The 15,206-nt window shown below is 55.1% G+C and carries 16 protein-coding genes; 14 read left to right on the top strand and 2 right to left on the bottom strand.

Going from position 1 to position 15,206, the window contains the following annotated elements:
- Positions 1–3: 3 nt before the first annotated feature.
- The 13 genes from rplO to CDA63_RS00225 all read left to right on the top strand — a co-directional run bounded on the left by rplO (position 4) and on the right by CDA63_RS00225 (position 9,238).
- Complete coding sequence (gene rplO / locus CDA63_RS00285; protein ID WP_088462451.1) at positions 4–450, top strand: 50S ribosomal protein L15; 447 nt, start codon at positions 4–6, stop codon at positions 448–450.
- Between the two features lie 14 nt (positions 451–464).
- A complete protein-coding gene (secY, locus tag CDA63_RS00280; RefSeq protein WP_088462450.1) occupies positions 465–1,778 on the top strand; it encodes a preprotein translocase subunit SecY in 1,314 nt (437 codons plus the stop codon).
- 5 nt (positions 1,779–1,783) lie between these two features.
- Positions 1,784–2,554 (top strand): type I methionyl aminopeptidase, encoded by a 771-nt coding sequence (gene map / locus CDA63_RS00275; protein WP_088462449.1) that lies wholly within the window; start codon positions 1,784–1,786, stop codon positions 2,552–2,554.
- A 4-nt stretch (positions 2,555–2,558) separates the two neighbouring features.
- Positions 2,559–2,777 (top strand): translation initiation factor IF-1, encoded by a 219-nt coding sequence (gene infA / locus CDA63_RS00270; RefSeq protein WP_019946152.1) that lies wholly within the window; start codon positions 2,559–2,561, stop codon positions 2,775–2,777.
- 115 nt (positions 2,778–2,892) lie between these two features.
- Positions 2,893–3,009: a 50S ribosomal protein L36 gene (gene rpmJ / locus CDA63_RS00265; protein ID WP_088462448.1), complete on the top strand. Its 117-nt coding sequence runs from the start codon at positions 2,893–2,895 to the stop codon at positions 3,007–3,009.
- Between the two features lie 122 nt (positions 3,010–3,131).
- Positions 3,132–3,509, top strand: coding sequence for a 30S ribosomal protein S13 (gene rpsM / locus CDA63_RS00260; RefSeq protein WP_088462447.1), 378 nt, complete (start codon positions 3,132–3,134; stop codon positions 3,507–3,509).
- Positions 3,510–3,633: 124 nt separating this feature from the next.
- Positions 3,634–4,026, top strand: coding sequence for a 30S ribosomal protein S11 (rpsK, locus tag CDA63_RS00255; protein WP_088462446.1), 393 nt, complete (start codon positions 3,634–3,636; stop codon positions 4,024–4,026).
- Positions 4,027–4,125: 99 nt separating this feature from the next.
- A complete protein-coding gene (gene rpsD / locus CDA63_RS00250; RefSeq protein ID WP_088462445.1) occupies positions 4,126–4,731 on the top strand; it encodes a 30S ribosomal protein S4 in 606 nt (201 codons plus the stop codon).
- 144 nt (positions 4,732–4,875) lie between these two features.
- Positions 4,876–5,865 (top strand): DNA-directed RNA polymerase subunit alpha, encoded by a 990-nt coding sequence (locus CDA63_RS00245; protein ID WP_088462444.1) that lies wholly within the window; start codon positions 4,876–4,878, stop codon positions 5,863–5,865.
- 210 nt (positions 5,866–6,075) lie between these two features.
- Entirely contained in the window at positions 6,076–6,681 is a 606-nt protein-coding gene (rplQ, locus tag CDA63_RS00240; RefSeq protein WP_088462443.1) for a 50S ribosomal protein L17, read from the top strand.
- Positions 6,682–6,950: 269 nt separating this feature from the next.
- A complete protein-coding gene (eno, locus tag CDA63_RS00235; RefSeq protein WP_088462442.1) occupies positions 6,951–8,222 on the top strand; it encodes a phosphopyruvate hydratase in 1,272 nt (423 codons plus the stop codon).
- Positions 8,223–8,444: 222 nt separating this feature from the next.
- Positions 8,445–8,759, top strand: a complete 315-nt coding sequence (locus CDA63_RS00230) for an FtsB family cell division protein (RefSeq protein ID WP_088462441.1) — start codon at positions 8,445–8,447, stop codon at positions 8,757–8,759.
- Positions 8,760–8,839: 80 nt separating this feature from the next.
- Positions 8,840–9,238 (top strand): hypothetical protein, encoded by a 399-nt coding sequence (locus tag CDA63_RS00225; protein WP_088462440.1) that lies wholly within the window; start codon positions 8,840–8,842, stop codon positions 9,236–9,238.
- Between the two features lie 36 nt (positions 9,239–9,274).
- Here CDA63_RS00225 and CDA63_RS00220 read toward each other — a convergent pair whose 3' ends face one another.
- Positions 9,275–10,474: an anhydro-N-acetylmuramic acid kinase gene (locus CDA63_RS00220; RefSeq protein WP_088462439.1), complete on the bottom strand. Its 1,200-nt coding sequence runs from the start codon at positions 10,472–10,474 to the stop codon at positions 9,275–9,277.
- 70 nt (positions 10,475–10,544) lie between these two features.
- Positions 10,545–12,407 (bottom strand): Fe-S protein assembly chaperone HscA, encoded by a 1,863-nt coding sequence (hscA, locus tag CDA63_RS00215; RefSeq protein WP_088462438.1) that lies wholly within the window; start codon positions 12,405–12,407, stop codon positions 10,545–10,547.
- 654 nt (positions 12,408–13,061) lie between these two features.
- On the opposite strand from hscA, the gene CDA63_RS00210 reads away from it, so the two are divergent.
- The gene (locus tag CDA63_RS00210; protein WP_088462437.1) at positions 13,062–15,164 is read left to right on the top strand and encodes a DUF4331 family protein; all 2,103 of its coding nucleotides are present in this window, start codon (positions 13,062–13,064) and stop codon (positions 15,162–15,164) included.
- Positions 15,165–15,206 lie beyond the last annotated feature (42 nt).

The following is a 15,206-nucleotide window of genomic DNA, read 5'->3' as shown; positions in this document are numbered from 1 at the left end:
AACATGAATCTCAGCAATCTCCAACCCGCCATTGGCTCGACTCGCAACATCAAGCGAATCGGTCGTGGTACGGGTTCCGGCCGCGGCGGCACATCGACGCGCGGTCACAAAGGTGCCAAGTCCCGCTCGGGTTACTCCAAGAAGTCGGGCTTCGAAGGCGGTCAGATGCCTTTGCAGCGCCGAGTGCCTAAATTTGGCTTTAAGAACATCAACCGTATAGAGTACAAAGCTGTCAACCTTGACGTGCTGGCTGCTCTAACTGAGAATGGCTCGACCACTACGCTGGACGCTGCCTTCTTCGTGACGGCCGGTCTGGCTTCGAAGACTGCCAAAATCAAAGTTCTGGGTCGTGGTGAAATCACCAAGGCACTGGAAGTACATGCGCATGCTTTCTCCAAATCGGCTGTTGAAGCCATTGAGAAGGCAGGTGGCAAAGCCGTGACGCTGTAAGCATCGACGTAGCAATGAAAAAACTTATCGACCAGATAAAGAATGTTTTTGCAATTGAAGATCTGCGTTCGCGGATCTTCAATACGCTTTTTTTCATTGCCATTTATCGGCTTGGCTCCTACGTAGTACTACCTGGCGTTGATCCTACCCGGCTCAAGCAGGGCGCTACTGGCGTGCTGGGTATTCTTGACACGCTGCTGGGCGGGGCATTCAGTCACGCGTCCATCTTCGCGTTGGGCATCATGCCTTATATCTCAGCTTCTATCGTACTGCAGCTGCTGACCATCGCGGTGCCATACTTCCAGAAGCTACAGAAGGAGGGAGAGTCCGGCCGCAAGAAGATCAGTCAGTACACTCGCATCCTAACGATTCCAATCGTGGCGTTGCAGTCAGTAGGCTTCATTGCCACAATCAACGCTGAGGCTATTATCAACCCTGGGGTGTTCTTCACAGTGTCGACGGCCATCATTGTAACAGCAGGTACCCTGTTTTGCATGTGGCTGGGCGAGAAAATCACCGACAAAGGTATTGGTAATGGTATCTCCATGCTGATCATGATTGGGATTGTATCGCGTCTGCCTGGCGCTTTGATTGGGGAAGCTACAGCCCGTACTATGCGCGGTTCGTTGATTTTCCTAATCGAAATGGCGGTGTTGTTCGTGGTTGTAATGGCCGTTATCATCCTCACGCAAGCCGTGCGGCAGATTCCGGTACAGTATGCCAAACAGATTGGTGGGGCCGCGTCGCTCAGCTCCCAGCGCCAGTATATCCCGATGAAAGTGAATGCGGCCGGCGTTATGCCGATCATTTTTGCCCAGTCGTTGATGTTCGTGCCGGCTATTGCGGCTTCGGCTTGGAATAAGAATAGTGAGGCGGCGACGCTGATCGGTACTTGGTTCCAGCCTAACCATTGGGTCTACAACGTGGTATTCGGTCTGCTCATTGTGATCTTCACGTATTTCTACACCGCTATCAGTGTCAACCCCAACCAAATTGCGGATGACCTGAAACGGAGCGGCGGGTTTATTCCCGGTGTAAAGCCTGGTCGTGATACGTCAGAATTCATTGATGAGGTGCTGACTCGCATTACGTTGCCTGGTGCCGTAGCATTGGCTATTATTGCCATTCTGCCCGCCTTGGCTACTGTTGCTGGAGTTACCCGGCCATTCGCTCAGTTCTATGGTGGTACGTCGCTCATCATTATGGTGGGAGTTGTACTTGATACTATGAACCAAGTGAAAAGCTATTTGCTTATGCGCGATTATGACCGCATGATGAAGACGAATAAAACCCGGGGCCGTTCACAGAATATTGCTCTCGCTTCGTAATAGAGATGATCTTTTACAAAACTGAGGAAGAGATTGATATGATGAAGGCTAGTGCGAATGTACTAGCTCAGGCTCACGGCGAAGTAGCCAAAATGATTCGGGAAGGAATTACCACCCGGGCGCTGGATCAGCGGGCCGAGGAATTCATCCGGGATCATGGCGGACAGCCTTCTTTCAAAGGGTACAATGGCTTCGAATATAGCCTCTGCATCTCACTTAATTCAGTTGTGGTGCATGGTTTTCCGAGTGATTACGCCCTGGAAAGCGGCGACATCGTTTCGGTTGACTGTGGGGTGATGCTTAATGGCTACCATGCCGACAGTGCTTATACTTACCCAATAGGGGAAGTGGCACCAGAGGTACTTCAGTTGCTGGCAGAAACCAAAAAGTCGCTTTATCTCGGCATCGAGCAGGCGGTAGCGGGCAACCGAATGGGCGATGTAAGCTACGCAATCCAGAACCATGTTGAGAAGCAAGGATACGGGGTTGTCCGGGAGTTGGTTGGCCATGGTATCGGCCAGAAGCTGCACGAGCGGCCTGAAGTTCCGAACTACGGTAAGCGTGGATCGGGCCTGAAGTTGCAAACCGGACTCACGCTGGCCATCGAGCCAATGGTGAATTTGGGAACGAAGAGTGTGATTCAGGAGAAGGATGGTTGGACTATCCGAACCAAGGACCGCAAACCTTCCGCGCACTTTGAGCACACTATTGTTGTTCGTAAAGACAAGGCGGAAATTCTTACCTCCTTTGATTACATAGAAAAAGCCTTACAGTAGCCTTATGGCCAAACAAACTTCCATTGAGCAGGACGGTACCATCCTGGAAGCCTTATCCAACGCCATGTTCCGCGTGGAGCTGGAAAACGGTCACCAATTGATTGCCCATATTTCGGGTAAAATGCGGATGCACTACATCAAAATTCTGCCGGGAGATAAGGTAAAACTCGAAATGTCTCCTTACGATTTGTCGAAGGGACGGATTGTGTACCGTTACAAGTAGTGGGTCTTAGGAGCTTGGGGTCTCAGCATTTGGTTACCGTTTAGGTACCAATTTCTATTCAGACTTCGACTCCCCACTAAGACCCTAAGTTCCCAAGTTCTAAGACCTTCACATCATGAAAGTAAAAACGTCCGTCAAGAAGCGTAGCGCCGATTGCAAAATCATCCGTCGCAAAGGCAAACTCTACGTCATCAACAAAAAGAACCCTCGCTATAAGCAGCGTCAGGGGTAATTATTGGAAATTGGGGTCTTCGGGACACCGGAACTTGGTTTAGGTTCTGACCGTCCTCTGACTGAGCATGAAGCTAGGCCAAGCCCCAAGACCCTAACTCGCCAACAACCCAAACTCACCACATGGCTCGTATTGCAGGGGTAGACATCCCAGATAACAAACGCGGCGAAATATCGCTGACGTACATTTTCGGCATCGGTCGCGCTTCGGCCCAGCAAATTCTTTCGAAAGCAGGTGTTGACCTGAATAAGAAAGTGAAGGACTGGACAGAAGAGGAAGCCGGCGAAATTCGGAGCGTAATTGCGGCCGAATACAAGACCGAAGGTGTGCTGCGCTCCGAAGTGCAGCTTAACATCAAACGTCTCATGGACATCGGTTGCTACCGAGGTCTGCGTCACCGTAAAGGTCTCCCCGTTCGTGGTCAGCGCACCAAGAACAACTCGCGTACCCGTAAGGGCAAGCGTAAGACCGTTGCCGGTAAGAAAAAAGCCACTAAGTAATTAACGAAAATCAGGTTGAGTTAATAGCTGCAAAGCGTGAATCAAGCTGACTAGCACCTGTTGCTTGGCTGCCTACCTTCATAATTCAACCTAACAACTTTCGTTTCATTTTTGCGATAACCAAATGGCACAAAAAAGAAAAGACAAAGCCAAGAAGCGCGTTGTCGTTGTTGAACCCGTAGGCCAGGTACACATCAAAGCCTCCTTCAACAACATCATCATTTCCATCACCAACAACAATGGCCAAGTAATTTCTTGGGCATCTGCTGGTAAAATGGGATTCCGGGGCTCGAAGAAGAACACCCCTTACGCTGCCCAGATGGCGATGACCGATGCTGGCAAAGTAGCCCACGACCTGGGTATGCGCAAGGCTGAAGTATTCGTAAAGGGCCCAGGTGCTGGCCGTGAGTCAGCCATCCGGACGCTGGGTAATGTGGGGATTGAAGTAACGACCATCAAGGACGTGACGCCGCTGCCCCATAACGGCTGCCGTCCGCCCAAACGTCGTCGCGTTTAATTAACTGAGCGCGGCCGGTTCAGCCTGAAGTTTTTTTTACAAAAAAAACGCTTCGGGCCAGACCAGCAGTTCACCCCTTCAACTCCCAACAACCCCGCAATGGCACGTTATACTGGTCCTAAAACCAAGATTGCCCGTCGCTTCAATGAGCCGATTTTCGGCCCGAGCAAGGCACTCACCAAGAAAGCATACCCTCCCGGCCAGCACGGCCGTGGCCGTCGTAAGAAGCAGAGCGAGTACGCTGTCCAGCTGATGGAAAAGCAGAAAGTGAAGTACATGTACGGCATCCTCGAAAAGCAATTCGAGAACCTGTTCCACAAGGCTGCTGCGTTGCCTGGTATCACCGGCGACAACTTGCTGGCTTTGCTCGAATCGCGTCTCGATAACACGGTGTACCGTTTGGGCATTGCTCCTACGCGTCGTGCCGCCCGTCAGTTGGTGTTGCACAAGCACATCACGGTGAACGGTGAGATTGTAAACATCGCTTCGTACAAGCTCCGCGCCGGCGATATCGTGGCCGTTCGTGAGAAGTCGAAGTCGCTGGAAACTATTACTACGAGCCTAAGCGCCCGCAATGCGCGTGCTTTCTCGTGGCTGGAGTGGGAAGGCAAAGACATGGTGGGCAAATTCATCAGCGCCCCTTCGCGGGAGCTGATTCCGGAGAATATCACGGAGCAGCTCATCGTCGAACTGTACTCGAAGTAATTGGTAGCGGCCCGGACGCCCGGGCCGCGCCATTGCTTCGCTGCTTTTTAATGAATTCAGGTAATGGGTATTAGGCAGTAGGACCTCAAGGAAGCGTCTTATTACCTGGTACCTTTTACTCATATCTAACAAACCGCCCCACTTATGTCAATCTTAGCTTTTCAAATGCCGGAGAAGGTAGTGATGGAGAAATCCGACGACTTCTACGGTACGTTTGAATTCAAGCCGCTGGAGAAAGGCTACGGCGTCACGATCGGCAACGCTTTGCGCCGCATCCTGCTGTCGTCGCTCGAGGGCTACGCCATCACTTCGGTGCGCACCAATAGCGTCCTGCACGAGTTCATGACCATCGAGGGCGTGATTGAGGATATGTCCGAAATCATCCTTAACCTGAAGCAAGTGCGCTTCCGTAAGGTGAGTGATGCTATTGAGGACAAAATCACGGTCCGTATCAAGGGTCAGGAAACTTTTGCGGCCGGCGACATCAACAACTTCACCAACGGCTTCGAAGTGCTTAACACCGATCTGGTGATTTGCCACGTCGATCCAGGTACGGAGTTGGAGTTCGAATTCACGATCCAGAAGGGTCGGGGCTACGTGCCAGCCGAGGAGAACAAGCCCCTCGATCAGGTATTCGGACAGATTGCTATCGACGCCATCTTCACGCCTATTAAGAACGTGAAGTACAGCATCGAGAATACGCGCGTAGAGCAGAAGACGGACTACGAGAAGCTGCTGATTGAGATTCATACTGATGGTTCGATCCATCCGGAGGAGGCGCTGAAAGGTGCCGCCAACATCCTCATCCAGCACTTCATGCTGTTCTCTGACAGCACCATGACCTTCGAAACGGTAAAAGCCGAAGAAGAAGAGACGGTGGACGAGGAGACGTTGCACATGCGGAAAGTCCTGAAGACGCCACTGGCGGATATGGATCTGAGCGTGCGCGCTTACAACTGCCTCAAGGCCGCCGACATCAAGAGCCTTGGCGACTTGGTACAGCTCGACATGGCCGACATGATGAAGTTCCGCAACTTCGGTAAGAAGTCGTTGACGGAGCTGGAAAACCTCGTGGAGGAAAAAGGTCTGACCTTCGGGATGGACCTGAGCAAGTACAAGCTCGAAGAGGAATAGCCGAATTACGTGAAAATGTGCTCAATGTGCGAGGTATGCTATGGCATATTCCACGTTAGCACATTTTTCATGTCTGACTATTCCGTACATTTGCAGACTTTTTCACATTTCTCATAGTGTGCCCCAGGGGCAGCGGTTCTAATGAGATGGTAGCCGAAAGGCACCTTCCGCCGTGGTCGTTGTCCGCAAGCATACCTTTTTCTCCTTTTTATGCGTCACGGTAAATCTTTCAACCACCTCGGCCGCACGGCTTCGCACCGCCAAGCGATGCTTGCCAACATGGCCAATTCGCTTATCCTGCATAAGCGCATCACTACTACGGTAGCCAAAGCCAAGGCTTTGCGCCAGTACGTAGAGCCGTTGCTCACTAAAGCTAAGAGCGACACGACGCACTCACGCCGCCTCGTTTTCTCGAGCCTGGGCCAGAAAGAGGTGCTCAAGGAACTGTTTGATAATGTTGCAGCCAAAATTGCCGGCCGTCCAGGTGGTTACACCCGCATCATCAAACTGAGCCAGAACCGTCTGGGTGACAACGCCGAGATGTGCATCATTGAGCTGGTGGACTTCAACGACACCCTGCTGGAAGCTAAGAATGCTGGTGAAGCCAAGGCTACCACCCGTCGTTCGCGCCGCAGCGGTGGCAAGAAAACCACCGAAGAAACGGCTGGTGAAGGTGATTCGACGGCTGAAGTAGTGGCCGAAGCTAAGCCTGCCAAGAAAGCCAAAGCTGCTACCACGGAAGTTTCGGCTCCCGAGGATACAGATTCCGAAACTTTGAAAGACGGTGAGACCCGCGAGGAGAAAACCGCTGAGTAAATTGGTTTCGTAAGCCCGGCTTACTTAATAATTGGAAGAAGGCCCGCCATCTGGCGGGCCTTTTTTTGTGGACTAAGTATTGGGGTTCTCACCTGAGCAGCGGCCAGGATTTCTCTTCTACCCTGAGTCTAGATGCCCGCCCCTAGCAGCAAATAAGTAAGGACAGAGAGTAACTGACGCGAAACGTCGGTGATACTATTTACCTTGCGGACCAATGGCATAGGCGCCATTGCGCAACTTTGCATTCAGTTTCACCAACCCGTTTTCTTATGAGCATTATCACCGAAATCCACGCTCGCCAGATTTTTGATTCGCGCGGCAACCCGACTGTTGAAGTGGACGTGACCACCGACAGCGGCACCGTGGGCCGTGCCGCCGTACCGAGCGGGGCCAGCACCGGCAAGCACGAAGCAGTGGAGCTGCGCGACAATGACAAGTCCATGTATATGGGCAAGGGCGTGTTGCAGGCGGTGGAGAACGTGAATACGACTATTGCCGAGGAGCTGATTGGCTTTTCGGTGTTCGAGCAGGGCCTGCTCGATAAGATTATGCTGGAGCTTGATGGTACGCCCAACAAAGCCAACCTGGGCGCCAACGCTATTTTAGGGGCTTCGCTGGCTATTGCCCGCGCCGCTGCTGCCGAGGCAGGCATGCCGCTGTACCGCTACGTAGGCGGGGTAAACGCTACCACGCTACCCGTGCCCATGATGAACATCCTCAACGGGGGCTCACACGCCGACAACAGTATCGACTTCCAGGAATTCATGATTATGCCGGTGGGTGCTTCGAGTTTCTCGGAGGCATTGCGCTGGGGTACCGAAATTTTCCATCACCTCAAAGAAGTGCTCAAGAAGCAAGGCTTTAGCACCAACGTGGGCGATGAGGGCGGTTTTGCGCCGAATATCAAAAGCAATGAGGACGCTATTAAGATTGTGCTTCAGGCCATCGAGAAGGCGGGCTATAAGCCCGGCGACGACGTGATGATTGCCATGGATGCGGCCGTATCGGAGTTCTACGAGGACGGTCACTACCACTTCAAGAAGAGCACCGGCGACAAGCTGACCTCTTCGGAAATGGTGAGCTACTGGACCGACTGGACCAAGAAGTACCCCATCATCAGCATCGAGGATGGGATGGATGAGGATGACTGGAGCGGCTGGAAGGCCCTGACCGAGAGCATCGGCAGCACTACCCAACTCGTAGGCGACGACTTGTTCGTGACCAATGTAAACCGCCTGCAACGCGGCATTGATGAGCAGATTGCCAACGCCATCCTCATCAAGGTAAACCAGATTGGTACGCTTTCCGAAACGATTGATGCCATCAACCTGGGTCGCCGCCACGGCTACAAGAGCATCATGAGCCACCGCTCGGGTGAAACCGAGGATAACACAATAGCCGACCTGGCCGTGGCCCTGAACACCGGTCAGATCAAAACTGGCTCGGCTTCGCGCTCCGACCGGATGGCTAAGTACAACCAGCTGCTACGCATTGAGGAAGAGCTGGGCGAGGTTGCCTACTTCCCCGGCCGCAAGATGTAGACTACTGACTTCAGGTGATTAAGCCTGGATTTCGCTGATTTTATATTCGGCTAGCAAACGGTACTGCCCCAAAGGGTGGTACCGTTTTGGTTTCAAGGCGTACACAAGAGAAAAAGGTTGGTAGGGGTGACCACGCAATTGCTCGTAATAATGGATATTTGTTAGGTTATCGTTGAAAACAGCGGAACCATAACTAATACAGCGGAAGTCAGTAGCCTTATTATGCGGATAGCGGAGTTGTTTGAACGGGTACCGCGTTTTTTGCGGAGCTTCTACTTTTTAGTAAGCCTGGCGTTTCTGGGTTGGATGTTCGTGTTCGACGCCAACGACGTGCTGCGGCAGTACGATATGTATGCCAAGTGGCAGGAGCTGGAAACCGATAAGGGCTACTACCTGCGCGAAATTGATAAGGTGAAGAAAGACCGGGCCGAACTGCTCAGTAGTCCCGAGCTGCTGGAAAAGTTTGCCCGCGAGAAGTACATCATGAAGCGGCCGGGTGAAGACGTGTTCGTGCTCGTTCCGCAGGAGCAGGAATGAGGTTGGCTTGCGGTAACGGCAGCCGGCGCGGGCGACCAATTTGGTGGGAGAGGAGCAACCCTAAGTGGACATTGAGCCTGATGCTCGTACTCTTGCTAGCCTTACCGAGCCCGGCCGCTAAGCCGAACGGAATTTCGCAGGTGCAGGTGGCGCGGCGATTTCTGCTGGCCATAATCCATCATAAATGGAAAGAGGCTTACCGCTACCTGACGCCTACCGCCCGGCAGCAGCAATCGGAAAAACAGTTCCGGCAGGCCGCCCAGCTTCTGGCTGTGCCCGCCCGCGAGTACGGCCCCGTTCTTGACCTCTACAAGCTGGGTTACCGCCTGCGCGACGCCGCTACCCCCGAGCCCTTCGTCGCCTTCACCTACCGCGCCGACACGCTGCAACCGCGCCCCCACATCCAACTCGACGTCACGTTCCGCGACTCCACGGCTCGCCAGATCCAAAGCTTCCGTCTGGTAAAGCTGGCTCATTGAATGCTCGCAAGCACGAGGCTGTTCACGCAGTTAATGCTAATCTGGCAACGATATTTTGCCCATGCGTACGGCCGGAACGCACTGCCGGCCCGTGCCAATACTAATGGGTTGGCCGGCCACCGCTTCATTGGCGAGCAGGGCGAAGAGAATGGCTTCCTTGGCATCGGGTAGCACGCCGAGGTCGGCGGTAGTGGCGAAACAGCAGGCGGGCAGATGGCGTTGCAGGGCCGCCCGTAGCGCTGGGTTGTGGGCTCCGCCCCCACTCAGGTACACGGCCAAAGCGGGTTGTTCGCCCAAGGCTTGCCGGGCAGCCTGCGCGACACCCGCCGCACTTAGCTCCACCAGCGTGGCCAGCAAGTCCTCAACGGAGAGCTGGGTAGTGCCAGTATGGGCCTGGGCTGCCTGCAGGTATACCGTGCCGAATAACTCAGGCCCAGTTGTGCGAGGCAGCGGAGCCCCAAAGAACGGGTGCGCCAGTAGTTCGGCCAACAATCCTGCATGAACCGCGCCCGCCGCCGCCAGAAGGCCATCCTCGTCGTAAGCTAAGTGGAAAAAGTGCTGGCGTACTACCGCGTCGAGTAGGGTGTTGCCAGGGCCCGTATCGGTGCTGAATGCAGCGGTGGCATCCGGGCCGGTGCGGGGTAGGTAGGTGAAGTTGGCAATGCCGCCTAGGTTGAGTAGCAGGCGCTCTTCGGTGGAGCTGCCTAGCAGCAGGTAGTCGCCGTATGCCGCTAATGGTGCCCCTTCGCCGCCCGCGGCAATGTGCTTCTGCCGGAAGTCGCTGAGCGTGATGATACCGGTCCCCACGGCCATATGGTCGGCGTCGCCGAGTTGCAGCGTGGCGTTCAGACCCGGAAAATCGGGGTGCTGGTGCTGATGGGCCGGGGCATGGTACACCGTTTGGCCGTGGCTGGCCAGCAGATCTACCTCGGCGGGCGCTACCTGCCACTCCCGCAGGCAGCCAAGTACCAACTCGGCATGAAAACGGCCCAGCCAGGCATGCAGCAGCGTCAGGTACTCTAGGCTTACCTGCTCGCGGGCGAACACCTGCCGGATGCGCCGCCGCGTTTCTTCATCATAGGGCACCGTAGCGAAGTGCTCTAGTTCCAGCCGCGTTGCCAGCCCATGCCCGTGCAAATGGCACAGGGCTACATCGAGCCCATCGAGTGAGGTGCCCGACATCAAGCCGATAATTCGGCGGCTGGGTTGCTGGGCGAGCTGGGCTAGGCGTTGCATTCGGTGAAGGATTAAGAAAGAACTTCATTCAAAGCATGTGGCTTGAGGCGCTGAATGAAGTTCCTAACTACTACTCAATTTTCTTCCCAGCCATGGCCTGGTTGATGCTGATGTTCATGACCCGCTCGGCGAAGGGACGGGTAAGCTCTTCGAGCTCATCAACGGCCTTCAGTATCACGTCTTTTTCCTGGGTTTCGAGGGAGGCTTTGAGTTGAGTGACGCCAGCCTGGGTGGCAGTCAGCTCGTCGGGGGTGAGGTGCTGGCCGTTTTTAGCCACGAACCGCTCCACCTGGTAGAGCATCTGCTCGGCCACGGTGCGGGCTTCGATTACCATACGGGCCGCTACATCTTCGCGGGCGAAGGTGAGCGAATCCATCAGCATCTTTTCCACTTGGTCATCGGTGAGGCCATACTGGGGCTTGATTTCCACTTCCTGGCGGGTACCCGAGCGCAATTCTATGGCCTCTACTTTTAGAATACCGTCGGCATTGAGAATGAAATTCACATCAACCTTTGGCAAGCCGGCCGGCATGGCCGGGATGCCGCGCAGGTCGAATTCGGCCAGCTTGCGGTTCTCCTTTACGACGTCCCGCTCACCCTGATACACCGAAATTTTCAGGTTCACTTGCCCGTCGACGCTGGTGGTGTACTGGCGGCCAGCCTTGGTTGGGATTTTGGAGTTGCGCGGAATAATGGGGTCCATGAGGCCGCCCAGCGTTTCAATGCCCAGCGTGAGAGGCGTCACGTCGAGCAGCAGTACGTCGCGGCGGTTGCCAGCCAGAATGTCGGCCTGAATGGCCGCGCCCAGCGCCACCACTTCGTCGGGGTTGAGCGACTTGTTGGCCGGCTGGCCGAAAAAATCCGATACGGCGTCATACACCAGTGGTACCCGGGTCGAGCCACCTACCAGCAGCACGGCGTCGAGGTCGGCAGCTGTGAGGCTGGCGTCGGCCAACGCGCGGCGGCACGAGTCGATGGTCCGCTCGACCAGCGGGTGGGCCAAGGTTTCGAACTCGGTGCGGGTCAGGCGCACTACTACGTCGTCGGTCAGGTTGCCGGCGAAGTCGTCGTGCTGGCTTAGGTAGCGCTTGGCCGATTCGGCCAGCAGCCGTAGCTCCTGCCGCAGTGGGCCGTTGCCATCAAGTCGGTCGGCTAACTCGTGTTGCTGGGTCCAGTGCTCGGCAACAATCCGGTCGAGGTCATCGCCGCCCAGGTAGGTGTCGCCGTTAGTGCTCAGGACTTCAAAAATGCCCTGGTGTAGGCGTAGGATGCTCACGTCGAAGGTGCCGCCGCCCAAATCGTAAACGGCCACCGTTTTTTCCTCGTCGGGGTTGAGGCCGATGCCGTAGGCCAGGGCGGCGGCGGTAGGCTCATTCACAATACGCAGTACCTCCAGGCCTGCCAGCCGACCGGCGTCGCGGGTGGCTTGGCGCTGGGAGTCGTTGAAGTAGGCCGGTACCGTAATCACGGCCTTATTGACGGGCGTTTTGAGGGCGTGCTCGGCCCGTTGGCGCAGCTCCTTAAGGATTTCGGCCGATAGCTCGATGGGCGAGTAGAACCGCTCACCAACCCGGATTTTTACCAGCCCCTCCGAGTTGTCGTCAATTACCTTGTAGCCCAGGCCGCCGGCGTGCTGGCCCAAGTCGTGGTAGCTCTTGCCGAGCAGACGCTTCACCGAGTAAATCGTGTTTTGGGGGTCGGTGAGCAGGTACTCCTTGGCATCGGTGCCCACAATGGGCGCATCGGAGCCACCCGGAAAGTGGACTACCGAAGGCACGATAGTACCCCGGCCCTGGTCGTTGATGGCTAGGGGCTGGCGGTTTTCGGGATGAATGTAGGCCACCAGCGAGTTGGTGGTGCCCAAATCAATACCGACAATAATTTCTTCCTGCTGAATAGCACCGGTAGAAAGGTTGATTGCAACTTTAGCCATAACAAGCAAACGGGCCGTGGACCGCCAGGAAAATCACGAGAAGAAAAGGCCCCCACCACCGCTGACGGCGGGGCGCCGACCAGACCCAAAATTACGCAACAAATGCCCGGCAGCAGTCGCTGGTTACCTTCCCAACCAGTGCGCCATACTGCTGGTAAGCAAGGGAAGCTGTTTTTTGTGGAAATCCTTTGCTCGATTGTACAAGATTAAGGTAATGTGGAAAGGGGGCTTTCTCCCCTATTGAATCGATAGTATCTTGTTAGCGATTCGTTGACTTAAAATAGAAAGCTCAACAGTATAGATAATAAGTGCATTTTTTGCGGATTGCTGCTGCTCCTCTGTAGTTGAGATGCATTTAGGCCTGAAAATCTGTTTCTGTGACTGATAGTCAAGGAAAGGAACTATTTTTCTGATACCTAGATAAATAATTGTACATGATTATGGCAATCAAAAACCACGGAAAAGATCTACTCCGTAGGAACACTTAGTAGTATCTGTTTCCTCCTCTATTGAGGCCTTTGGAGTAGGTGCCACCTCACTACACGCCAATCACTAGCTCACCCAACATTTACAGGCTCTCACCAAGCTTTGCGTAACTCTTGTGCTGTCCGTTGAAAGGCAGTTTTTTTCACCCTTTTCCAACCTATTTTTATCATGAAGAAAACGTTTACGCGTCCGATTCTCCCTATCGCACTGGCTGCCACCACCGTGGCCGCTCTGCTAGCCTGGAGTGGACAACACGCCCCCCTAGAAGCTTCCAGCCACCGCGAAGCTCCGCTGATTGCCGACGACCCGTTGGCCGACAACACCGATGTGTACGCTTTCCGCGACCCCAACAACGCGGAGATGATCAACGTCATCGCCAACTACATTCCGTTGGAGTTGCCCCAGGGCGGCCCGAACTATAACACGTTCGGCGAAAACATCCGCTACGAGATTCACATCAAAAACTCGGGTGCTACTCCTGGGGATGAGAAGCGGGTGAATGCCGACGACATCACCTACCGCTTCACCTTCAAGCGGGTGAATGAGGACCCAACCACGTTCTTCAACATTCGGCTGGGGAAGCAGAACCTAAAGGCGAGCTACACCATGGAACGCAGCGTCAATGGCGGCGCTTTCACTCAGCTCAAGACCGACGGGGTAGTTCCGCCGCCCAACATCGGCCCGCGCTCCATCACCATGCCAGTTGGGTTAAATGCCCCCAGCTACGAGAAGCTCTTTACCGACGCCATCCAGACTGTGGACGGCGATATTAAGGTGTACTGCGGCCCGGTCGATGACCCGTTCTTCGCGGACTTAGGTGGTATCTTCGATCTGGCCAATATTCGGCCCGCCAAGGCCCCCGACGGCTTGGCCCGCAAGAACACGCACACCATCGCCCTGCAAATCCCCATCAATAAGCTGCAGAAGGATGGCAAGACTGGCGCGCAGGCCGCCAACATCCTCGACGGCAACTACGTCATTGGTGTGTGGGCCTCGGCCAGCCGCCCCGCGATGCGTACCATCAACACCGATGGCACGCGCACGCACTCCGGCGATTATGTGCAGGTATCGCGCCTGGGCATGCCGCTGACGAACGAGGTTATCGTGCCCATCGGCGCGAAGGATGCCTGGAACTCGAACACTCCCTATACGGAGAAGGCCTCGACCGAAGATTACCTCTCCAACCCTGAGCTGGGCCTGTACATGGCTGAAGGTGATGGTTATTTCGGTACTTCTGTCCCCGGTCTGGCTCCCCTACGTATTCAGCGCAACTCGCTGAACATGTACGACTTCGCTAACGGAAAAGCTGGCCTTTCGGGCCTGCTGAATGCTCCGGCCGCTGATGTAAACGGCACGGCTTTCGCCAAGGTGGCCAATGGTGGCTACGGCGAATACCTGCTTCGTGCGGGCAAGCCTCGCTCAGTAGACCTACTGCCTATCTTCCACACGGGGGTACCAAACGTACGGCCGTATCAGTTGGCAACCGGCAAACCTATGGGTAACCCGCTGGCAGCTGGTAAGCCGTTCATCAATAACTTCTTGCCGCTTATCGAGAGCACCACCACCGCCGCCGGTATCGGTGGAGATATGCTGCGCCTGAACATGGCTGTGCCCACAACGTCGCGCTCTTCGGCCGACTTCAGCTCCGAAGGCCTGCTGGCCGCGGCGGTACTGGGCCTGACCGACACGCGCTACAATACGAACGCCAATCTGGAATTCATTCCGAACATGGACGGCTTCCCAAACGGTCGTCGTCTGGAGGATGACATAGTGCGCATTGAGCTGCAAGCCGTGGGTGGTGTAGTGCTGGCTGCCATTGGTCTGCCCTACGAATCGGCTAACGGCCTGACCAACGTGCTGACCTTCCGCACGGGCGTTGAGAAGAACGACACCACGTTCCGCTCGGGCTTCCCCTACGCACAGCTACCCTGGGCCGGTACGAAGGCCCAGACCACGGTTACTTCGCAGCTAGGAGCCGTCGGCTTTAGCCTGAAGCCCGAAGTAGTAGCCGCCGCGCAGAACTATCCTAACCCATTCAGCGAAAGCACCACTGTGCATTACGAAGTGGCCACAAAGGCGCCGCTCTCTATGTTCGTGAGTGATCTGACGGGTCGTCGGGTAGCCACGCTCATGAATGGCCGTCAGCACAAGCCTGGTACTTACGACCAGGTTTGGAAAGCTGGTCCGGAAGTAGCGGCAGGCACCTACGTGCTCACGATTGCTACCGGTAATACCGTGCTACAATCCATGAAGCTGGTTGTGACAAAGTAAGCCCGTACTGAATCGACCGGCTCATTCACCCATGGTGAGTCG

The sequence above is a fragment of the Hymenobacter amundsenii genome (assembly GCF_002204745.1).
In the GTDB taxonomy this organism is placed as follows: Bacteria; Bacteroidota; Bacteroidia; order Cytophagales; family Hymenobacteraceae; genus Hymenobacter; species Hymenobacter amundsenii.
This window is presented reverse-complemented; position numbering and strand designations above follow the sequence as displayed.